Here is a 20,924-nt window from a genome sequence, read left to right as displayed (position 1 = left end):
CGCGACGGTCGAGTACATCGACTGGTTCAACCCAGGACGTCTAGCCAGCCCGAGGCGATCACGACGACGGGTAGAACGCTTCGCTACTGTTCTCGGCTGGCGACGACGGCGCGTCCGCAAGGGAGCAGCCCGCCCGGATGTGGCGTAGTGGATCGGGCGTCCTCGACCGTATCGATGTGCCAATCCGGTCGAGCGTGCGGCAATTTCGTCTGTGAGTGCGGCACGGACAGAGATACCAGCAGATTGGAGTGAAGCGTGAGACTCCGCCTCATGCTGCCGTTGGTGGGACGGGCTTCGATCCCGCGGCGACGACCGGCTGGTCGGACCCGAGTCAGTGCGTTCTGCCGACAGGTTGGAACACCGCGACGACGGCCGATGTGGGCACCATTGCGGCGCCGAGCAGGACCGCCGTACGTGCGGCGTCGACGTGGCCCGGGAGGCGCGCTGCTAGCCCGCACCGCGCCTCCCGTCTGCGACGCACGCGCTGGCTGGCTCGGCCAGGGTCTAACAGGCCGGCGCCGGGTCGACGTGCCGTCACTGACGACCCCGACCGAGGAGCACAAGTGACGAATGACTGGCCGCTGTCTTCGCAGAGCTTGAGGTCCGTCTCTGCTCGTGTCGAATCACTCACAATGACTGGCTGCGCTTCCGGGAAGCCTGTCCAGGCTCCTTGACGTACGGGCATTGTGTGAAGGTAAGCTTCACATGTGTCCGACGACCTGTACGAACTCGCCACCCAGCTGTACCGGGATGTCGGCGGCATCATCGCGTCTCCTGTGCTGCAGGAAGCCGATCAGCCGCTCGACCGGATCGCCGCGGTGCGGGCGCTCGGGGACCAGACCACGGCGATGCTGTCCGCCGCGGTCGTGGCCGCGCGGCGGTCCGGAGTCACCTGGCAGCAGGTCGGAGAGGTCCTGGGAGTCAGCCGACAGGCGGCGTTCCAACGGTTCGGCCGGCCCCAGCCGGTGTCGGGCCACGAAGCGGAGCCGCCGGTCGCTGCCGAAGAGGCTGTGGTCGAGCGTGCGACCACCGTCGTCGACGAACTGGCCCGCGGTTCCTGGCAGGCCGTTGTCGATCGGTTCGATGACGCGATGCGTGCCCGCCTCTCGGTGGACGGTTTGGCTGCGGCGTGGTCGCAGGTGGTGGACGCTATCGGTGCGTTCGACCATGGTGGTGAAACCCGGGTGTCACGCGCTTCCGGGTTTACGATCACGACCACGCCGCTCCGGTTCGAGCAGGACGAGTGCACCGCCCGGATCAGCTTCTGGGACGACGGTCGCATCTCCGGGCTGTTCATCCTGGCGGGATCGCCGTCGTGACCGATCTGCAGCGCACTCAGGGGAAGCCGATGGTCGACATCGACGGAGTCGTGGTCGTCGTGGACGACATGGTCCTGCTGCCGCCGACCAGTGCATCCGTCCGCGCGGGGGAGGCGCTGGTGGTCCGAGGGCAAAACGGGGCGGGCAAGTCCACGCTGCTCAAGGTGCTCGCTGGAGTGCGCACGCCCACGGGAGGATCGGTGGCGATCGGCGGGGAACCGGTCGACCGCCGGGACCGAACACTCCGACGACGAGTCGCGTCACTCCTCGGGCTGCCACCGACCGCGCCGGACCTGACCGTCGAGGACCACGTGCGTCTCGTCGCGGCGACGTGGTTCCGCGAGCGGGACGTTGCTGAGGAGACTGCTCTCGGTGGGCTGGCGGAACTGGGGTTGAACGGACTCCTCCGTCGGTTCCCGCACGAGCTCTCGTCGGGACAGCAGCAGCTCTTCGCACTTGCGCTCGTGCTCGCGCGACCGTTCGACGTCCTCGTCCTCGACGAACCGGAGCAGCGGCTCGACGACGAGCGCGTCGGGGTGGTCGGCGACGTGCTCGCCCGCCGTCGGTCGGGTGGCGCGGCGATCGTCGTCGCGACGCACAGCTCGGCCCTGACGGAGCGCCTCGCCGACCGCGTGCTTGAGCTGGACCGATCGTGAATCCGCGTCTGCGAGCCGCGACGGCGATTTGGCGCGGGCGACAGCAACGAGCGGCCGGTGACCGTGCTTTCATCGCGTACTCGCTCGTCCTGTTCGCCCTCATCGTCGGCGCACCCGTGCTGCGAGCCGCCTGGTTGGCGGTCACCGAGCGGACCACCGCGGTCGCGATGACCGAACCGATCGCCGCGGTCACCGCAGCGGCAGTCGTGCTCGCGGTCTGGTCGACTGCACTGATGGTGGGCAGGAGTCGCGGCCCCGCGGTCGCAGCGCCGTTCCTCGCCCACGCGCTGACGTCAAGTGACCTCCCCGGCCGGACCGCGTTCGGTCGGCAGACCCTGGTCGGGGTCGCAGCTCTGGCGGCCGTGGGTGGCGGCGCAGCGACGTTCCTCGGGGCAGCCTTGGCATTCGTCGGACTGGTGTCCGAAGGGAGCGCGCTCGGCTTCGCGGTGCGTGGTTTGCTCATCGGCGTGCTGACCGGACTGTGCTGGCTCCTCGGACAGGCAGCCCCGCGTGCAGCAGCGGTCCTCGCCGCGGTCCTCGCGATCGGGGCCGCCGCGCTCGCATTCCTCGGCACAAACGCTGCACCGAGCGCCTGGGCATGGGCCACCCCGACGGTCGACGTCCCGGGGATCGTCGTCCTTGGAACGGTTGCGGTCGTTGGTGTCGTGGTGATGCCGTGGCTGCTCGACAGGATTCGCGGGGCAACCATCGCCGCACAGTCGGCCCAGTGGAACGTCGCGATCGCCCACGCGGTCAGCCTCGATTTCGCTGCCGCATCCGAGTCATACCAAGCGCTCCCGACGGCAGGACGTCAGTTGCGCGCGGTACTCGACGGTGCGTCGCCCGTCGTGATGGTGTTGGTCCGTGACGCCGTCGGCGCGTTACGGACGCCGGCTCGACTCGTCGGCGGGGTGCTCACGATCGCTGCTGCCGGTCTGGCGCTCGTCCTCGCGGCGCAGAGTGTGACGGCAGCGCCCCTCCTCGGAGCGGTCGCCGCCGCCCTGGTGTACGTCGGGGCTGGCGCCTCGACCCGCGGCGTCCAGCATGTCGCACAGGTGTCGCGCGACCAGCCCTTGTACGGCTTCAGCGACGGATCGTTGCTCCTCCTGCACAGCATCTTCCCCGTAGCGTTCAGCGTCGTCATCACACTCGCGTCCACGGTCGGCGTCGGCACGTTCGTCGCTGCCAGTTCCCTCGCTGCGCCGATCTGGGGGGCAATCGCGCTCCCGACGGTCGTGGTCGCGGCGCGGGTCAGCAACGCCCTCCGGGGCCCCTCGCCGCTCTTCTTGATGACACCAGCACCGTCCGCGGTCGGCGATCCGATGCCGTTGCTTCGGATCCTCTGGGCTCTCGATGCCCCGCTCCTCGCGATCCTGGCGGGCTCATCCGCGGGGGCGGGATCCCTGCCGTCGGTCGTGGCGGTCGCCGTGGTCATCGCTCTCTTCCTGCTCGTCCGGTGGGCACGCCGAGGCTGACCGTTCTCCGTGGTGGACAGGTCGTTCTGCGTCTGTTAGCGTGCCAGCCATGGCACCCTTTCAAGGGGGAGTGGTGCCAAAGGCACGAGGCTCGTGGACCACGGCGGTCCAGGGCCCGGCGTCTGAAAACATGTCGAGCGGGGGCTTCGAGTGATGTTCAGTACCGAGTGATCTCGACTGCAGCCGCGCTGATCGGACCCGCGCGTGCTCGTCATCTCGCACTCCGCCACGCCGAGCGTTGAGCCGCAACGCCTGACGTCCCGTCGCACCGCACGCTCCCCGTCGGTGCCTCCCGCGCGCCCGGATGCCGGTCGCGCACGCAGCATGCTCCGACTGCGAGGCGCTGCCCCATTGCCACCTCCTCACGAGGTGCACCATGCCGGGACGACCGTTCCGGCACACGAGAAAGGGAATCCGATGAACAGTGAAGTCCTCGAAGTCCAGGCGTTCGCAAACACGGCGCTGTCGTCCGCAGAAGCAGGCGCACGCGCCGATGCCTCCATCCCGGCCATGACAACCCCGACGATCGTCGCCGCGGCCGAGTTCGTGGTCGCCGGCAGCACCATCTGCCTCATCTGCTAGGACTCGCGGCTCCCCGCTCGGCGACGAGCGGGGAGCTTCCCTCCTCGTCCGCACCCTCCGGAGGCCAACGTCTTGCTGCTGCACCGCATCCGTCCACCCCGCCGATCCGTCAACGACCCACGGCAACGTGCGATCAACGCCACCATGGCGCCGATCGCCGTCGGCCAGATCCTCAGCTCGGTCGAGGCGCTCACGATCGGACCCCTCTACCGGCGCGACGGGCTCCTCCGGGGCGTTTCCGCGCGCGGCACCGTCCCCGGGACGCTGCGGCACCGCCTGGCGACCGCCCTCGACGCCCCTGCCACCCCGAAGGTGCTGGCCGCCGTCAACTTGGCGGCGTCCGTTGCGCTCCTGCTCGGCCGGAACCGTCGCCCCGTGCAGATCGCCGCTTCGGCGGTAATCGGTGCATGCAACCGCTTGAACGAGGTACGCACTCCGTACGGCCGGGACGGCGCTGACCAGATGACCGCCGTCATCACGCAGTACCGGGCTGTCTCCGCACTCATCCCGGGTGCCGAGCGCTCGGACGACCTGTTCCTCCGTGCCGTGAACCTGCAGGCCGGGCTGAGCTACTTCGTCTCCGGGTTCGCGAAGTTGTTTGGGTCGAGCTGGGTGCAGGGCGATGCGCTCGGCGAGGTCGTCCAGACCCAGGCGTACGGCAGCGGTCCCGCGGCGAAGTTCCTCAAGTCGCGACCGCGGCTGACCCGGGCGCTGACCTGGGCGACGCCGGTTTGGGAGATCGCGTTTCCGATCGTGTACGTCGTCCCCGAGCGGTGGGGCAACGTCCTGCTCGTCGGCGTCAAGGGCTTCCACGTCGCCGTCGCCGCGGTCATGGAGCTTCCGCGCTTCATCTGGGGCTTCACGGGTTCGCATGGCGCGGTCCAGTACGTGGTCGGTCGGCATGCGCTGCCCTCCGTCAGGCTCGAGCGTCTCGTCCTGACGGCGGCCGTCGCGATCACCGCGACGACTGCCACGTACGCGGCCGGACAACGGGCGATCGACGTCGAGCGGCGGTGCGGCTTGAAGGGGACGGCGCTGCTCCCGGTCGGTGACGGCGAGGTCGAATATCTGCACAGTCCGCCGACGGCGGCCGGCACCGACCCCGCGACGGCACCCGTGGTGATCCTCGAAGCCGGCCTTGGCAACCCGCTGGACGCCTGGGCTTGGGTGTCCGCGATGGCCCGCTCCGACTTTCACCTCGTCGCCTACCACCGTCGCGGGTACGGTCAGACGACCTCGTCGGCGGACCCGCACACCGCCGTCGACGCGCTCGTTCGGCAAACCGGGTCGTCCGGTCCGCTCGTCGTGGTGTCCCACTCGATTGGTGTGCTGGCGCTCGCCGGCTACGCCGACCGTGACGTGGCCGGCCGGAGGATCACATCAGCGGTCGTGGTCGACGGGACTGACCCCGACCTCCTCGCGACCGACCGACGAGACCGCAAGCGGGTCGGGTCGTTCCTGCAGTCGCAGCTGCGCAGCATGTTCGCCGCGCTCACCGGCATCTACAACTTCGCCCCGCACGCCGTGGACCGCCAGTCCCGGTACGAACCGGACCAACAGATGGGCACCGTGCAGTTCGTATTCAGTCCGCGCAACATCTACCGCGCGACCCGCGAGTACTTCGAGTTCGACACGGATCGGGCGCTCGAGGTCCTTCGGGGCATCCCGAATCGGTATCTCGTCGCCTCCCAGGAGAACGCCGCACAGCAGGCCGAACTTGCCCGGAAGCTCGGCGCGGCACACCGACTCGTCGCGGACTCATCGCACCGGTCCGTCATCGGGTTCCGTCAGAACGCCGCACAGGTGGCAAAGGTCGTCGAGGAGGCCGTTGATGCGGCTGCGTAGAGTTCGCCGAGCGATCGGTGCGGTGGCCGCCGGCGCGCTCACCGCGCACCTCATCGCGACGACTTTGTTCAACACTCCGGACTCGTTCAACCTCGACCTCCGGCGGTACGTCGGTGGATGGACGCTGCCCGGCTGGCGGTTCTTCGCACCGAACCCCGGCGTGCAGAACGTCCACCTCCTCGTCCGGACTGGCGACGGTGACACGACGGGGACACCTTCCCAGTGGCAGGACATCACGCCGACAATCGGTCACCACATCGCGAACGTCGTCTTCCACCCGCGGAGCCGCGGGCCGAAGGCGCTCTTCGACGCCATGCAACAGCTGTCGGTGATGAAGGCCAACTACTCGCGGTTCGATTGGATCACGTCGAGCACGCCGTACGAACTCGTCACCGATGCCGCGCGCGGTCTCCTCCCCTCACGCACGGACGAGCGCTTCCAGTTCCTGCTCGTCAATTTCTTCCCTTCCGCAGTCGACGACCAGCGGGTACAGCCGATCCTGGTCTCCGAGTGGGAACACATCAGGCCAGAGGGGCGCGTCACGACTGGGGAGCGCAATTGACCACGCAGTCGTCGCTAACGCCCTTCGCAGGCCACGAGCTGCACCTGCACGTGTCGGGCTCGATCTCAGCCTCGCTCGTGCCCTGGTGGGTCAACTGGCTGCGCTTCACCACCCCGGACGTCGTGGTGAACCTGTCGGTCTCGACCCGCGCGACGGCGTTCGTGTCGGTCAATGCGCTCCGAGCCCTCGCCAACGGCCAGGTCTGGCTCGACGACTGGGACGAGCCGTCCGTCCCGCACTCCTGGCGGGACGGACAGAGCGGTACCTCGGAGTGCTTCGTGGTGTTCCCCGCGACGCTCGACACCGTGATGCGCTTAGCTCAAGGACGCGCTGATTCGCCAGCCCACATGATGCTGCAGATTACTGATTTACCCATCATATTCGCCGACGTCTTCCCCGCTGAGAACGAGGTCATCGAACACTGGCTTGAGGTCCTGCGCAAGCGTCCGAATGTGTCGTTCGCCCCGCGCATCGAGACTCCTCGAGTGACTGACCGGTCGACCACCTCGAGCGGTTTCAACCTCCCCGGTGCGCTGGCGCTCGCGAACCAAGCGATCGCAGATCGGCGAGGGTGACGGCGTCACACTCCTGAACACGACCACTGCGGACGGCAGGCGCGGTCTCGAAGCGCCTCGCGTCGATCCGGGCCGGCGCCGAGCAGCTGTTCGACGTCTAGTCCGAAGCCCCTCCTGATCAGGGTTTACCCGAAAAAGTGGGAAAATCGAAGCCGGCCCAGGGGAAACCCAGCCAGCGAGGCCGAGCCGGGGTGCCTGCGTCCGCCCAACCGCGCGGGTCCCCGAGAGCTGCAAAGGACCCGTCAGTGTGATCGATCTGCAGTCCGATCTCCAGTAAAGCTCTCGGCCTCGGCCGGGAGCTTTCTCTGGTTGGCGCCCACGGTCTCGACGATCCTCATCCTGCTGGCAGTGTTCGATCTTCTGCTTGCTCCTCATCGGAACGGCGCGTGGCTCCCACTGTTGGTGGTCATGCCCTGCATTCTTTGGCGTTCGCCATCGAGCGACCGGCGCGACCGACCCCGCCTGCTGGTGTTCCCGCTGAGGTTGTCGTTCACCTGAAGAAGTCGGCGTACTTCGGCCCCATGTCACCGAAGGGCGGTACGTACTCGCTGCGGTCTTCGATCGCGTCTGCGGCTTGCGGACTGACGGTGGTCGAGCTGTCCTCGCGGAGCCGAGCTTCGATCATCGCCGCGAGTTCGCTCGGAGGCGTCAGCCCTCGGCGTCGCCACTCCCGCGGTGACCGCCGCAAGGCATCGAGTTCCGAGTTCCCCAACTTCATCTGACATTCCCTCTTTGCGTGTGGTGATCGCGCCAGACGGAGCGGCAGCACACGATGAGCATGTGCTGCAGTGCCATGCCGCACAGCATCCGTGTCTGGCCCTGAGGAGCTGCATCTCGTGAGCGCCGCGGGCTCCGCGGAGCGTTGCCTCGCTCTGCCGCTGCGATGCGCGGCGCGTCCTTCACAGACGGCTTCTCGTACCCCGCCCGGAGGACGCCGCCCTCGAAGTGCGCGTCGTCCAGGCGCGGGAAGGATTCGGAGGAGCCGAACGCGCCCGTGCGAGTGGTGACCATCGCGGCGCGCTGCGTCTCGTTGTCGACGGAGACCTGGCCGACCGTTCCGGCGTTCGCGTCGTCGGCCCCGCGAACGTCGGCGCCGGTGAGCTCGTTGATGCCGCTGTTGTCGATCACGTACTTCTCCTTCTCAGCGGCGTCGTCGTCCGAGCGCCGATGCGGCGCGTCTCGAGGTGCGCGCACCGGGCACGCTCGTCCGGCTTACGGCGTAAGTCATGTCGGAACTTACGCCGTAAGCGCGGGTAACGTCACGGGGGCCGGTCCGCGCCTCCCGGTGCCGGCAGGCGCGGGATCGCGAACCAGCAGGGAGGCGTGTCCGTGGCGGAGCATCCGAGGACGAACCGATCAGGATCGGGAGCGCTGAGGCTCAGTCGCGACCTCGTGGTCGAGACCGCGCTCGCGCAGATCGACCGGTCCGGCACGCAGGGCCTGTCGATGCGATCCCTCGCGCAGGAACTCGGTGTCGAGGCGATGTCCCTCTACCGGTACGTCCACGGGAAAGAGGACCTCCTCGAGGGGGTCGTCGCGTCACTGATGGGCGAACTGACCTCGCAGCTCGAGGAAGCGCAGGGGGAGCACTGGCAGGTCTTCCTGCAGACGGTCGCGCACGAGGTACGACGGATCGCCGACAGCCACCCGAAGGCGTTCCCGCTCGTGGCCACACGCCACCCGGCAGCACCGTGGCTGCGTCCGCCGCTCCGGAGCATCGAGGTCGTCAACACGTTCCTCACCGCGCTCACCAGGAACGGTTTCACCGATGCGCAGGCCGTCAACGCCTACCGCGCCTTCAGCAGTTTCCTGCTCGGGCAGCTGCTGCTGCAGTCCGTCGTCCGCGGAGCCGAAGCAGGGCCCGCTGAGGAACCCCTCGACGAAGGAGGCGCCTCGGTCCCCGAGGGAGATGGATCGATGTCGTTGGACGCCGCGCCGGAAGTCCGTCGACTCCGGGCGTTGCTCAGCGAGGACCGGAGCGACGAGGAGTTCGAGGTCTCCCTCGAAAGTCTCCTCGATCGTCTCGACCGCGAGCTATCGCAATGAGCACCGCCAGAGTCGCCTGCTGTCAGGAGGGGGCCCTGGTCACGCGACACGCTCCGGGCCCGCCGACTCGGTCGGGGCAGCCCCACCCGTCGACGAGCGCGATGAACCTGCTGCCGATGCCGTAAACCTCGCTGCGCGTGGATCCCGGAGCGGGTGCCGGCGCTTCGTCGGGAAGGTGGTGGTCACAGACCAGGAGGTCCCAAGTCGGCCACCTTCTCTTCGACCGTGCTGCTTCGGAGTACCCGCACACCGCGCACTCGAGGTGCACCCAGACCTTCTTCGCACCGATGCGGTTCGCCCGTGACTGCACGAGCCAAGCGGGCGGGTCCTGCTCGATCGCGGGGCGAGGTCGGCCTCGCTCAGGTGCGCCGTCAACGGCGGTGTCGTTGTTGACACGTATCCGGGAAACGTGGCAATAGCGGCGACGCTGTTGACGTGCATCGGGGGAAAGTGGCAACAGCGGTGCCGTTGTTGACACTAGGCCGCGACAAGTGTCAACAACAGGCGGGATGCCGCCACAGTGGACGTGGCGGCGACCTCCCGGGTCAGGCAGGCAGGAAGCGCTGGCCGATGGCTGCGGCGGTGGCGGCGACGTCGACCTGCCCGTCGAGCGAGATGAGCCGCTTCGCGAGCTTCTTCGGCCAGCAGACCTCGACGCCGCGGGTGCTGAAGGAGCCTCCGATGAGTGGCCAGTCCGCGTCGACGAAGCAGAGTGCACCGGACACGGGGACCGGGTCGATGAGCTCTCGCACGAGTTGCATCTGGTGGAGCACGCTGTCGACGAGTCTGGTGCGGTCGCCACCGACCATGAGCTTCTCCACCCGCGGCCGGAACAGCCCGCCTTCGACACGTAGCGACGGGCGCTTGTCGCGGTAGCGCTTGGCGTCGACGACCCAAACGCCGGAGCGCGTGACTGCGATGTGGTCGATGTTCGCCCGGGAGCGGGGGATGCGGCGGTCGTGCAGCACGACGAGGTCGTCCGAGGCGATCGCATCGAGCGTGCGGCCGACAACAGCTTCCCCGACAGCGCCAGACTTCCACGCGACAGTGCTCTGGCGTTCGCTCGAGAGCGCGACCGCCATCGTGCCGAGGCGTCCCTCGCCCCACGTCTCGCGGATCTTGGCCTCGTCGCGCGCCCGTCGCCGGTCGTATTCACGCTGCGCGGAAGCGCCAGCGCTGGTGGTGTCGTTCGTCCCCATGGAGCAATCCAGTCAGATCAGGAGGTCCGGCGACAGCCCCAGAGCGCGGTGCATGAAGCAGCGCTCTGGAGACCACCTCAGTGCTGGATGGCAGGCACCAAGGGCAGGTCGCGTTCGGAGTCCAGCTGAGCCGCGAGGTCGTTGTGCAGGTCGATGAGCTCGGCGAACGGGACCGGCCGTTCGCTGGCGGATCTGACGTTCATGGCACTGATGGGTGCAAAGGCTCGGACGCTTGCCGACGCGGTGATCGATGAGGGTCCTGACAGCAACTACGTCCTCGGCCGCGGAATCACTGGGGACCCCTCGGACAGGGGCGCCCAGCGCTGTCACGCTGCTCGCTAGCATCGCGCCTGAGTGAGAGTCGCTCGTACTTCTCACCGATCGCACTCTGGGGGAAGCATGGCCGGCATCGTGGCGCGGGCGTATCGGCTATCGGCGTCAGCCGCATGAGCCACCACGGACGTGGCCTGCGCTCGAGAGCATCTCTGAGTCGGGCTGCCGTCGTCACGATCGGAGTCATGGCGGTCGTCGCAGCCGCGCTGACCGCGACACCGGCGACGGCCGCGTCGCTCAGCGCGGCCCCGGGGACGTCGGCCACCGGCCACGTCGCGAGCCCGGCGCTCGTCGCCGCCGCGCCGGCATCCTCCACGAGCGTCAGCACGCCCGCCGTCAGCCGGCCCTCCGGGACGTACACGGTGGCCCTGAATGCGACGCGCTGGACCGCGGTCGGCGGGACTGGCATCCAAGTCAAGTCGCAGGGCAGTTCGTCCAGTGCGGTCCGGAGCGTCTCGATCAGCGTCGTGAGCTCGACCACCGCCCAGACGCGACACCTCGACGGCCTGGCCCTCGACATCAAGCGGACCGATCGCACCACGAGGTCCGGGGCGGTCCAGCTCCAGGTGCCGAGGAGCCTGCTGACGAACGCCGGCGGCGCTGACGTCGCGGACCGGACGACCTGGGTGACCCTGCCCGCCGGAGCGGCGCTCTCGGCGACGAACGCGACGCCGGTGACGACGACGGCGAGCTCGGGCTCCGTCGTGCTCACCCCGAAGATCACCACGACGGCGGCCACCGTCGCGGCGACGAGCGGACCGGTGTCGGCGAGCGGCACGGGGTCGTTCGCCGCGGCCCCCACCGTGCCGACCGCGGCCCCCACCGTGCCGGCCTCCGCTCCGACCGTTCCGTCCTCCTCCCCGACCGTTGCGTCCTCCGCCGCGACCGTCCCGTCGTCCGCCCCGGACGTCGCCGCGCAGACGGGGTCCCTCTCGTGGACCTACCCGATGACGGTCCCGCCTGCGGCCGCGGGCCCGACCCCGCATCTCGCTCTCGCGTACGACTCGCAGTCGGTCGACCGCGAGACGGGTTCCACGAACAACCAGCCCTCGGCGATCGGCGACGGATGGAGCCTCACCGGCGGCGGCTCCATCCAGCGACAGTACGTCTCGTGCTCGCGGGACGACAGCGCCGCCGTCGCGACCTCCGGCGACCTCTGCTGGAGGACCGACAACGCGACCCTCGAGCTCGACGGTCACAGCACACCCCTGGTCCGCGACAGCGCAACGGGTGCGTGGCACCTGCAGACGGACGACGGGTCCCGCCTCGAGCACCTGGTCGGGACGGCGCACGGCTGCGCCGCGAACGGGACGTCCGACACCGACTGCTGGCGCCTCACGACCACCGACGGCACCCAGTACTGGTTCGGGCTGAACGAGCTGCCCGGCTGGGCCAAGGGCAAGGCCACCACGAACTCCGCCTGGACGGTCCCCGTGTTCGGGAACGGTGCCGGTGAGCCCTGCCACGCGTCGACCTTCGCGTCGTCCTCGTGCATGCAGGCGTGGCGGTGAAACCTCGACTACGTCGTCGACACGCACGGCAACGCCGAGGCGTACTACTACGACGCCGAGACGAACAGCTACGGGAAGGACGGCAGCAGCACCACCTCGTACATCCGCGGCGGACAGCTCGACCACGTCGACTACGGCCTGACCAGGAGCACGGTGTACTCGTCGAACGCGGCCACGGCCCGGGCCTCGTTCGGTTACGACGTTTACGGCCGGTGCAGCGACACCACGCACAAGACGTGCACCAAGGAGAGCATCACCGCGGCGGCGACCAAGCCGGCCACCGCCTCCGCCTACCCCGATGTGCCCTGGGACCAGTCGTGCAGCGCCAGCTGCTCCGCGCACCGCGTCCCCACGTTCTGGACCGACGCGATGCTCGACACCGTCACCACGAGCGTCCGTTCGGGTTCGGGTTCGGGCTACGCGACCGTCGACAAGTGGACCCTGTCGCACTCGTTCCCCTCGCCCGGCGACGGCACGAGCGCGGCCCTCTGGCTGACCCAGGTGCAACACACCGGGTACGCCGGGAGCACGAGCATCAGTGAGCCCGCGACCAGGTTCGCGGGTGTCAGGATGCAGAACCGGGTGTCCGCGACGGGCGGGCTGGCGCCGCTCGACAAGTGGCGGATCTCGTCGATCACCGCCGCGACGGGCGCGGTGACCTCGGTGAACTACTCCGCACAGCAGTGCACCGCAGCGCGGGCATCGGCGATCGAAGCGGCAGCGGCGAGCAACGACGAGCGGTGCTTCCCGCAGCCGTGGGCATCGTCCGTGGTGCCGGCGGCCGCAGCGCGCCAGGACCTGTTCCACGAGTACGTGGTCACGAGCGCGGTCCGCGACCCGAAGACCGGCGGCGGGAACGACCCCGCGCAGGAAACCGACTACGTGTACACCGGCGCGCCGGCCTGGAGGTACGACACGAGTCCGTCGACGCCGGCCGCGCAGCGCACGTGGTCGGTCCCGGTGGGCTTCGACCGGGTCGAGGTGCGCGAGGGCGCGCCCACGACACCGGCGGCCCAGAAGACCACGGACTACACGTTCTTCCGGGGCCTCGACGGCGATCGCGCTGCCGCCAGCGGTGGGACGAAGACCGTCGCCGTCACCGGGACGACGATCCCTGACGCGCGGTGGTTCGCGGGCCGGGTGTACGAGGAGAAGGACCTCGACGGGGTCGGCGGCTCGCTGTTGTCCGACACCGTGCACACACCGCGGGCCGGGAGCGTCGAAGCGGACGACGGCCTCGACACGGCCCGGGTCGTTGCCGACGGGAACAGCACCACCACGGAGCCGATCGCGTCCGGTGGGAGCCGCACCACGCAGACCACGGCGACCTACGACGCCCACGGGGACCCGACGTCCGTGACCACCGCGACGTCGGACGCCGGCACCACGTGTGTCACGACGTCCTACGCGCCGGCGAACACCGACGCTTGGATCGTCGACCTGCCACAGGAGGTGACGGAGACGGGCGCTGCCTGCGGTGGCGACCCGGGCCTCCCGGCCGATGTGGTGTCGGACACCGAGACGAGCTACGACGGGCACGCGTTCGGCGCCGTGCCGACCGTCGGCGACGCGACGTCGACCCGCAGGGTCACGTCGTACAGCGGATCCACACCCGTGTGGACGACGACCGACACGAGCACGTACGACGCACTCGGTCGGAGGACCGGATCCCGTGACGCGCTCGGCCGGACGACCACGACCGCGTACACGCCGACGGTCGGCGGGCCGGTCACGCGCGTGACCACGACCAACCCGATGGGCTGGACGAGCACCACCGGGTACGACGGCACGCGCGGCGAGGTCCTCACGCAGACCGCGGCGGACGGCGGTCTCACCACGACCGCGTACGACGCCCTCGGGCGCCGTACCGACGTGTGGCTGCCCGGTCGGCCACGCGCGACGTACCCGACGTCGCCGTCCTCGGCCTACGCCTACACCGAGTCGCAGACCGCGCCGTTCGCGGTCGCCACCACCACCTTGAACGCCACCACGAGCGTGACGACCGACACCCTGTTCGACGGCCTCGGGCAGCAGGTCCAGACGCAGGCGCCGTCGCCCTCCGGCGGCTCGATCGTCACCGACGACCAGTACGACGCCCAGGGGCGCGTGGTCGTCGTCGACCACGACTACTGGGCGAGTGCGGTGGCGCCGTCGGCCAAGCTGTTCGTGCCCGCGAACCAGCAGCAGATCCAGTCCTCGACCCAGACGCAGTACGACGCGGCCGGCCGCACGCTGGCGACGGCCACGCGGTCCTTCGGCAAGGAGCTGTACCGGACGACGGACACCTACCCGGGGAGCGACGAGGTCGTCACCACGCCGCCGAGCGGTGGGATCCCGACGGCGACCTCCACGGATTCCCTCGGGCGGTGGACGAAGCTCGTGCAGTACCTGGGCAGCACCCCGTCGAGCAGCACGGGAGCCGACACGACCACGTACGGGTACGACGCAGCCGGACGGATGACGTCGATGACCGACCCGGCCGGCAACGAGTCGCGGTGGACCTACGACCTCCAGGGCGACCAGGTGTCCGCCCTCGACCCCGACTCCGGGACGACGACCGCCACCTACGACCCGGACGGCGAGCAGCTCACCCGGACGGACGCGCGGGGACGGACGGTCGCGTACACGTACGACGACGACGGCCGGAGGACCGCCGAGTACGACGGCAGCACCAGCGGCGCGCTGCTCGACTCGTGGACCTACGACAGCCGCAAGGTCGGTCAGCTGACGTCATCGTCGAGCTACACGGGCTCGGTGCCCGGTGTTCCCGGCGCCGCGTACACGACGTCCTACTCCGGGTACAACGCGTACGACGAGCCCACGGGCGAGACGATCTCCATCCCGTCGTCGGCACCCGCGTTCGGTGGCACGACCTACACGCTCGCCTACGGGTACGCGGTGGATGGTTCGCTCCTCGCGACCACGTACGGAGCGATGGGGGGCCTCGCGGCCGAGAAGGTCGTGACGAACTACAGCGCGCTGGGTGACCCGGTCGGGATCGGTGGTGCGGCTGATTACGGTGACGTCCTCGTGAACGCGCTCGGCCAGGTCGCGCAGATCGACCGCGGCGGAACCGTGGCGAACTCCTCCGCCTACTCGTACGACGAAGCGACCGGGGCGCTCACCGGCATCGAGGACCGGACCGGCACCGGATCCGCCACCGTGGTCCAGGCCGACCGGACCTACCACCGGAACGACGCCGGCGTCATCACCTCGGCGGTCACGACCGGTGCGGCGGGGGCCGAGACGCAGTGCTTCGGACACGACTCGCTCCAGGAGCTCACCGACGCCTGGACCCCTGCCTCGGGTGCCTGCGCCAGCACTCCCACGGCCGCTGGCCTCGGCGGCGCTGCGCCCTACTGGCACAGCTACACCTACGACACCGGCACCGGGAACCGCCTGTCGGAGACCGATCACTCCGTGACCGGCGGTCCGGACACGACGAGCACGTACGCCTACCCGGCAGCGGGCTCCAGCCAGCCCCACGCCGCGCAGTCGGTCACCACGACCGACGGGACCACCACGACGACCGACCAGCTCACCTACGACGCGGACGGTGACACCACGAGTCTCGACGGGCGGACCGTGGCGTACGACGCCGGAGGCAGGGTGCAGTCGATCAGCACTGTGGACGGCACGCAGACCCAGGGCGACGTCTACGACGCCGAGGGCGACCTGCTGCTGCAGGATGACCCGGTCGACGGCGCCTCCCTCCTCATCGGCGACACCGAGCTCCATCAGGCGCCGGGGTCGACCACCCTGACCGCGTCGCGCACGTACTCCGTCCGGGGCATCCCCGTCGCCGAACGGGACACCGACGGCACCGGTGCCGCGACCGTCTGGTTGCTCGACGCCGACGTCGACGGGACCGTCGACCTCGAGAGCAACTCGAGGACCGGCGCGGTCGTGCGGCGGTGGTTCGACCCGTTCGGCGTCGCCGTCAGCAGCGGTGCCGGCTGGAGCTCCGACCACGGGTTCCTGGACCAGCGGACCTCGAGCTCCACGGGGCTGACCGAGGTCGGACCGCGGGTCCTCGACACCGCGCTCGGGCGGTACCTCGCCCCCCAGACCGTTGCCGGAGCCGGAGCCGGAGCCGACCCCGGACCGACGGGCGTGCAGCAGACGAACCGGTACACGTACGGCGCGAACGACCGGGTGACGCCGACTGGTCCGGGCGGCGCGTGGTCCTCTACGGTCACTGGCCCGCAGGCGTCGGCCGGCCTGGAAGACTGCCTCGACCATCACCTCTACGAGTGCGGATGACGGGATTCGGGTTGTGGTGAGTCGGGAGACGGGCCGAGTTGTGGCGATGAGACCTCAATGATCGACGACGGTACGCGTGCTCGAGGCAACATCGCTCACGCCCAGCGTCTCATCCTCCTATTGCAATCCGGAGCCACGTCGTTCCGGGTTTTCTGCTCGGAGATCGAGAATTCGCTGCGAGAACTCGACGGATACTTCGATGCTCATGGGTCGCTCATCGATAGTTGGGAGTACTTCGAGACCGTGAATGCCCTGATGCTGGAGAGTGAAGCTTTTCGCCCAGACGTACGGACGGTAGAACAGCACGTGAATAGACTGCGCGAAAACCTCATGCGCCTCTCCGAGACGTCATCAGGAGAATGACGGCATGGGAGTGCAGCGAGAGCGAACACGGAGTCGGCTCAATCCTTCTGCGCCTTTTCGCTGCTTGCTCCGGTCCGCGTGTTCGGGTCCCGACAGTCCCGTCTCGGTCCCGACCGTCAGTTCGCCGCCGAGCGCGCGAACCAGCTCGATGCGCTGACTGGGATTCGGGGATCCGTCGGAAGTGATGAACAAAAAGGAGATGGGATGGCTGGTCGAACGGCCCGCGATGCACTCGAGCAGTACGCTCCCGTTACCTGGTCGATAGGGCTACTGCAAGCACCGGCTGAGCAGGTGGCCGAGCAGCTGTGCAGTTGGCGTGAGGAGATCGGCCGAGCGGTCACGTCTGCAGCGCTGCCGTCAGGGCTGGGCGCAGCGATCGACGCGCTTGCTCCATACACCGCACCCTGGACTCGCGAGGTGGTGCTCGGAACGAACGGACAGTGGTCGGCGATCTTCGACAACAGCGCCATCGGCGGGGACCCGACGTCGAGTGTGAGTTACCTAGCGGGACGGCTGCGAGTGCCAGGACTGGTCGTATTGAGAACGCCTTATCGACCTGACGCGAAGGGTGCGCGACATTCGTACCAAGGGACCGCGTTTCGCCTGTACAGCCCAGATCCTGTTCCGGGCGCTCGAGATGGCAGTGGCCTGCGTTCGGTAGACCTCATCCAGGATGACAACCGTTGGCATTTCGGCGCATGGGGTGAGCAACAAGAGTACGAAGACGTCGCTCGCTACGCGAGTCGGCGAGTACGGGACAGGTTCGACGAGGAACTCCTCAGGACGTACTGTTCCGCTCTCGGCGCGGACTACCTGGCGGACGACTTCTTCCGTGGCCCCTCGTACCTGATCCGTTCACACCCCGCGCGCGGCTTGCGGAATGCCGGGAGTACGTTCGCCGAGATCCGACAGAGTGCGGGACTGCCGCCCGATTGGCCCGAATCCCCGAGCGTTCCCGACTGATCGAGTCCGAGGAGGCGCGCTCGCATCTGCTGAGGATGGGTCCTGCTCAGGGTGCCCCAGAGTCAGAGACAGCATCACCGGGCTGCTTCGGTCAGGGCTGATCAGCTGACCCGCACAGACCCCGTCTCGATCCCGACGTTCCCGTGCCCGTCGAGCGCGTACACCGCGATCTTCCACACGCCCGCCGTGCTCGGCGCGCTGATCCGGAGGGTGCCGGCGCCGGTGCTCGTGGCCGAGACCTGCTGCATGGCGGCATTGCCGTCGATGTACTTGCTCGTCTCCCATACCTGGTAGGTGATCGGGTCGCCGTCGGGGTCGGTCGCGGGCGCAGAGACCGCGATGAACGAGCCCGGGGCAGCGCCGGTCGAGGGCGTCAGCGTCAAACTCTGGATCACCGGCGGGGTGTTCCCGGTGACGGACCCGCGGTAGGCCTTCCCGATGGCGTAGTAGCCGAGCCGCTTGAGCCCGTCGGTCCGCAGGTTGAGCCAGACGCCCGGCTCGTCGTTCTCGGTGCCGTAGTTGAACATCGTCGCGCCGAGCGCCACTCCCGGGTCACCGACGATGTCGCTCCAGGCGTTCGTGTAGGCCTGGGCGGCCGCGGTGTCCGTGGGCTGGCGAGGGATGCCGTTCGCGTCGTCCGCGACCTCCCACGAGCCGGCCGGCCCGGTCTCGGTGACGAGGTAGGGCTTGCTGTACCCGCCGCTCGCCCAGGCCTGCTTGACGCCGGAGATCCCGTTGTAGGTGTTCACGGCGTACAGGTCGAGGTCCGGCGCGTACTTGGCGTAGTACGCCCAGGCGCCGGTCCAGGCGTCCGTCGAGGTCACCGGGTGGTTCGGGTCGATGGCGTGGATGGCCTTCGCGACCTGCTCGACGTACTTGGCGTACGCCACCCGCTCGGTCTCGCTCTGCCCGATCATGACCTCGTTCCCGACGTCCCACATGAGCAGGCCCGGCTTGCTCCGGTAGGCCGTGACCGTCGCCTGGATGCTGGCGAGCGTCGACGACTCGTACGACGTGTTGGTCGCGTAGTCGGCGTTCTGGTCGAGCCACAGCCCCGCGACGACGTGCAGGCCGTTCGCCGCGGCGGCGTCGAACAGCTGCCCCGACGACGAGTCCGTGCCCCAGGTGCGGACGGTGTTCGCGCCCATCGCGGCGATGTCCGCCAGGTAGGTGGCGGCCTGCGCATTCGCGGGCCCGAACGTCACGCCCTTGACGAGGTACGGCTTGCCGTCGACCGCCAGCTGCCAGTGCCCCTGCGTGCCGGTGACGTGCACCCCGGTGGTCGGGGCGGCGCTCCGGGTCGGGGTGGGCGTCGGCGTCGCGGCGACCGGGGTGCCCGACACCTGGAACTCCCACAGCGAGTACCCGTACTGCGTCGCCCGCTTGACGCCGAGCATCCGCACGTAGCGACCGGTGGCGGCGACCTTGGTCGTGGTGACGCCACCCGTGCCGGCGGTCGTGCTCGCGACGGTCTTCCAGGTCGTGGCGTCGCTCGAGACCTGCAGTTTGTAGGCCTTGGCGTAGGCGGCCTCCCACCGGAGCGTGATGCTCGAGATCGCGGCCCGCGCGCCGAGGTCCACCCGCAGCCACTGCGCGTCGCTCCGAGCACTCGACCATCGCGTCGTCGTGTTGCCGTCGACCGCCATGGCCGCCGTGTGCGCCGAGCTCTCGACCGAGGACGCCGTGACGGGCTTGCCCTGTGACAGGAGGGTGGCGGCCGCGCTCGCCGAGGACGGCGTGCGAACGGCGGCCAGCAGGACGGCCAGGAGGACCGCGGCGGCCACCATGACCCCGGTCCGGACAGCGGCGCTGGCGCTGGTGTTGGATCGCATCGAGTTCCTCCCGTCGGCCGGACCAGGGTAGGCAGCGCCGCGCGGATCACGCGACCCTCGGACGAGGGGATGTGGTTGAACAGCGAGCCGAAGGCCTTGGTCGCAACTGATGACCACACCTCCCTGCTCCCGCACATCGAGTTCTGCACACCCTGGACCCCACTCGACGCCACTGCACCGAATCCGGGCGGTTGCACGAGAATGTTCCGCGTGCGGGAGTGCGAGAGCTGCTGCGATGATCGACAGGGGACGGTGGTGGACATGGTGACGATGTACCGCTGTCCTGTGTGCAGATATCCCGGCTTGTACGAGCCGGCGCGTAATCGGTACGGTCTTCCCTCGTTCGATATCTGCCCCTGTTGCGGCTATCAGTTCGGAGTGTCGGATGACGACAGGGGCATCGATTACGACCGATGGCGGCAGAACTGGCTTGATTTTGGTGCGCCTTGGTGGTCTCGCGAGAGTCCACCAGAAGGATGGGATCTCGAGCGGCAGCTCAGGGATGTGTGAGCGTGAAGATCACGGATCTGGATCAGCCCGTCGCGTTCGGGACGCGCACGTTCCCCCTCTCGACCCTGATCGAGGATTGGGCGGCCAGGGTTCTGAAGTTCGCCGACGACTCGAGGACGGAGACCGTGCGCCCGTGGACGCTCGACGACTACCTCGGCGCGCTTCACCTCCGCGACGTCATCGACCGTGAATTGGTCGGGTCTGCCTCAGGGACAGCGCTCCCCCCGACGTTGCGGCTCGCGGATTGGGTGCTCTCCGACATCTCCGAGACCGTCGAACCACTCGTGCTCGAGGCCGATGTGGGGGAGGCGGCGACCCGTTGGTGGTGGTCACGGATACCCGCAGCTGGGCCCGTGGCGGAGGACTATCGCGAGAGTATGGAATGGCAGCGCGCGTCAGCGCGGGAGCAGGCAGACAGCGAGATCCTCACGGCACTTCGGGGCGTTGGTATCGACGTCGGGTCGGTCCTCGAGATGACGGAGTTGACTCCGGAAGGAGCCCGCGTGCTCGCCGAGTCGTTGCGAGATCGCGAGCTCAGCGACCACGTCGCGAGCGATGTCGGCGCAACGCTGGCGCGTCCTGGTGGGCAGACTGCGTGGAAGCTCATGGTGGAGGCGTACACGGTCCTCTCGCTGTATCCGAATAAGGCGATGGGTCTTGCTGCGGCGCTGGCCGAGCACGTCACGCCGGACACCGTGGACGATCTCTTCCCCCTCGTTTCCGATGTCCGCCGGTACAACCGCGACTGGTTGGTCAACGCGGTGTTGCGGGCGGGTGGCGCACGCGGTCGCGACGTCCTGTTCGCCCTGCGTGACGATCCGCAGATCGGGGGGATGGTGAAGGCCGATCTCGAGGACGAAACGAATAGGTGATCCAGTGGCCGGCTGCGC

The 20,924-nt window shown here is 68.8% G+C and carries 17 protein-coding genes; 12 read left to right on the top strand and 5 right to left on the bottom strand.

The window, feature by feature from the left end:
- Window positions 1-707 precede the first annotated feature (707 nt).
- From DEI81_RS08535 to DEI81_RS08510, 7 genes are all read left to right on the top strand, one after another.
- Window positions 708-1,319: a DUF3887 domain-containing protein gene (locus DEI81_RS08535; RefSeq protein ID WP_111010296.1), complete on the top strand. Its 612-nt coding sequence runs from the start codon at window positions 708-710 to the stop codon at window positions 1,317-1,319.
- 29 nt (window positions 1,320-1,348) lie between these two features.
- Window positions 1,349-1,975, top strand: coding sequence for an ATP-binding cassette domain-containing protein (locus DEI81_RS08530; RefSeq protein WP_111010295.1), 627 nt, complete (start codon window positions 1,349-1,351; stop codon window positions 1,973-1,975).
- Entirely contained in the window at window positions 1,972-3,450 is a 1,479-nt protein-coding gene (locus DEI81_RS08525; protein WP_111010294.1) for a hypothetical protein, read from the top strand. The genes DEI81_RS08530 and DEI81_RS08525 overlap by 4 nt, the downstream gene beginning before the upstream one ends.
- Window positions 3,451-3,867: 417 nt before the next feature.
- Window positions 3,868-4,032 carry a cypemycin family RiPP gene (locus tag DEI81_RS16205; protein ID WP_146244375.1) on the top strand — a complete coding sequence of 55 codons (165 nt, stop codon included), beginning with the start codon at window positions 3,868-3,870 and terminating at the stop codon, window positions 4,030-4,032.
- Between the two features lie 144 nt (window positions 4,033-4,176).
- Window positions 4,177-5,877 carry an alpha/beta fold hydrolase gene (locus tag DEI81_RS08520; protein WP_220035654.1) on the top strand — a complete coding sequence of 567 codons (1,701 nt, stop codon included), beginning with the start codon at window positions 4,177-4,179 and terminating at the stop codon, window positions 5,875-5,877.
- Window positions 5,864-6,439 (top strand): DUF5819 family protein, encoded by a 576-nt coding sequence (locus DEI81_RS08515; protein WP_111010293.1) that lies wholly within the window; start codon window positions 5,864-5,866, stop codon window positions 6,437-6,439. The genes DEI81_RS08520 and DEI81_RS08515 overlap by 14 nt, the downstream gene beginning before the upstream one ends.
- The gene (locus tag DEI81_RS08510) at window positions 6,436-7,014 is read left to right on the top strand and encodes a CypD family RiPP peptide-cysteine decarboxylase (RefSeq protein WP_111010292.1); all 579 of its coding nucleotides are present in this window, start codon (window positions 6,436-6,438) and stop codon (window positions 7,012-7,014) included. The genes DEI81_RS08515 and DEI81_RS08510 overlap by 4 nt, the downstream gene beginning before the upstream one ends.
- Before the next feature lie 490 nt (window positions 7,015-7,504).
- On the opposite strand, the gene DEI81_RS15980 is transcribed toward DEI81_RS08510, so the two are convergent.
- Complete coding sequence (locus DEI81_RS15980; protein ID WP_146244054.1) at window positions 7,505-7,732, bottom strand: hypothetical protein; 228 nt, start codon at window positions 7,730-7,732, stop codon at window positions 7,505-7,507.
- The gene (locus tag DEI81_RS08505) at window positions 7,729-8,142 is read right to left on the bottom strand and encodes a hypothetical protein (RefSeq protein ID WP_146244053.1); all 414 of its coding nucleotides are present in this window, start codon (window positions 8,140-8,142) and stop codon (window positions 7,729-7,731) included. Before DEI81_RS08505 ends, DEI81_RS15980 begins: the two co-directional genes overlap by 4 nt.
- Before the next feature lie 264 nt (window positions 8,143-8,406).
- Here DEI81_RS08505 and DEI81_RS08500 point away from each other — a divergent pair, with 264 nt between their 5' ends.
- Window positions 8,407-9,060, top strand: coding sequence for a TetR/AcrR family transcriptional regulator C-terminal domain-containing protein (locus tag DEI81_RS08500; protein WP_258368575.1), 654 nt, complete (start codon window positions 8,407-8,409; stop codon window positions 9,058-9,060).
- Window positions 9,061-9,605: 545 nt separating this feature from the next.
- Here the strand turns inward: DEI81_RS08500 and DEI81_RS08490 are convergent.
- The gene (locus tag DEI81_RS08490) at window positions 9,606-10,259 is read right to left on the bottom strand and encodes a nuclease-related domain-containing protein (RefSeq protein ID WP_111010290.1); all 654 of its coding nucleotides are present in this window, start codon (window positions 10,257-10,259) and stop codon (window positions 9,606-9,608) included.
- 77 nt (window positions 10,260-10,336) lie between these two features.
- Window positions 10,337-10,462 (bottom strand): hypothetical protein, encoded by a 126-nt coding sequence (locus DEI81_RS16535; RefSeq protein WP_258368574.1) that lies wholly within the window; start codon window positions 10,460-10,462, stop codon window positions 10,337-10,339.
- A gap of 315 nt (window positions 10,463-10,777) precedes the next feature.
- Here DEI81_RS16535 and DEI81_RS08485 point away from each other — a divergent pair, with 315 nt between their 5' ends.
- The 3 genes from DEI81_RS08485 (at window position 10,778) to DEI81_RS15975 (ending at window position 16,729) form a co-directional block, all read left to right on the top strand.
- Window positions 10,778-12,103 carry a hypothetical protein gene (locus DEI81_RS08485; protein WP_111010289.1) on the top strand — a complete coding sequence of 442 codons (1,326 nt, stop codon included), beginning with the start codon at window positions 10,778-10,780 and terminating at the stop codon, window positions 12,101-12,103.
- A gap of 153 nt (window positions 12,104-12,256) precedes the next feature.
- Entirely contained in the window at window positions 12,257-16,366 is a 4,110-nt protein-coding gene (locus DEI81_RS08475; RefSeq protein WP_146244052.1) for an RHS repeat domain-containing protein, read from the top strand.
- Between the two features lie 57 nt (window positions 16,367-16,423).
- Window positions 16,424-16,729, top strand: a complete 306-nt coding sequence (locus DEI81_RS15975) for a hypothetical protein (RefSeq protein WP_146244051.1) — start codon at window positions 16,424-16,426, stop codon at window positions 16,727-16,729.
- Between the two features lie 1,064 nt (window positions 16,730-17,793).
- On the opposite strand, the gene DEI81_RS08470 is transcribed toward DEI81_RS15975, so the two are convergent.
- The gene (locus DEI81_RS08470) at window positions 17,794-19,524 is read right to left on the bottom strand and encodes a discoidin domain-containing protein (RefSeq protein ID WP_111010286.1); all 1,731 of its coding nucleotides are present in this window, start codon (window positions 19,522-19,524) and stop codon (window positions 17,794-17,796) included.
- Window positions 19,525-20,036: 512 nt separating this feature from the next.
- Here DEI81_RS08470 and DEI81_RS08460 point away from each other — a divergent pair.
- Window positions 20,037-20,906: a hypothetical protein gene (locus DEI81_RS08460; RefSeq protein WP_146244050.1), complete on the top strand. Its 870-nt coding sequence runs from the start codon at window positions 20,037-20,039 to the stop codon at window positions 20,904-20,906.
- The last annotated feature ends 18 nt before the right edge of the window (window positions 20,907-20,924 follow it).

Origin of the sequence: Curtobacterium sp. MCBD17_013, assembly GCF_003234565.1 — a bacterium.
Lineage (GTDB): Bacteria > Actinomycetota > Actinomycetes > Actinomycetales > Microbacteriaceae > Curtobacterium.
Note: the sequence above shows the minus strand (reverse complement) of the source record. Positions and strands in the feature narration are given on the sequence as shown.

Bases quoted from the DNA above. Each gene is read 5' to 3' on its own strand.
- DEI81_RS08520 (WP_220035654.1), top strand. From the start codon at position 4,177: ATGGCGCCGATCGCCGTCGGCCAGATCCTCAGCTCGGTCGAGGCGCTC.
- DEI81_RS15980 (WP_146244054.1), bottom strand. From the start codon at position 7,732: ATGAAGTTGGGGAACTCGGAACTCGATGCCTTGCGGCGGTCACCGCGG.
- DEI81_RS08470 (WP_111010286.1), bottom strand. From the start codon at position 19,524: ATGCGATCCAACACCAGCGCCAGCGCCGCTGTCCGGACCGGGGTCATG.
- DEI81_RS16205 (WP_146244375.1), top strand. From the start codon at position 3,868: ATGAACAGTGAAGTCCTCGAAGTCCAGGCGTTCGCAAACACGGCGCTG.
- DEI81_RS08485 (WP_111010289.1), top strand. From the start codon at position 10,778: ATGGCGGTCGTCGCAGCCGCGCTGACCGCGACACCGGCGACGGCCGCG.
- DEI81_RS15975 (WP_146244051.1), top strand. From the start codon at position 16,424: ATGATCGACGACGGTACGCGTGCTCGAGGCAACATCGCTCACGCCCAG.
- DEI81_RS08530 (WP_111010295.1), top strand. From the start codon at position 1,349: ATGGTCGACATCGACGGAGTCGTGGTCGTCGTGGACGACATGGTCCTG.
- DEI81_RS08515 (WP_111010293.1), top strand. From the start codon at position 5,864: ATGCGGCTGCGTAGAGTTCGCCGAGCGATCGGTGCGGTGGCCGCCGGC.
- DEI81_RS08490 (WP_111010290.1), bottom strand. From the start codon at position 10,259: ATGGGGACGAACGACACCACCAGCGCTGGCGCTTCCGCGCAGCGTGAA.
- DEI81_RS16535 (WP_258368574.1), bottom strand. From the start codon at position 10,462: ATGAACGTCAGATCCGCCAGCGAACGGCCGGTCCCGTTCGCCGAGCTC.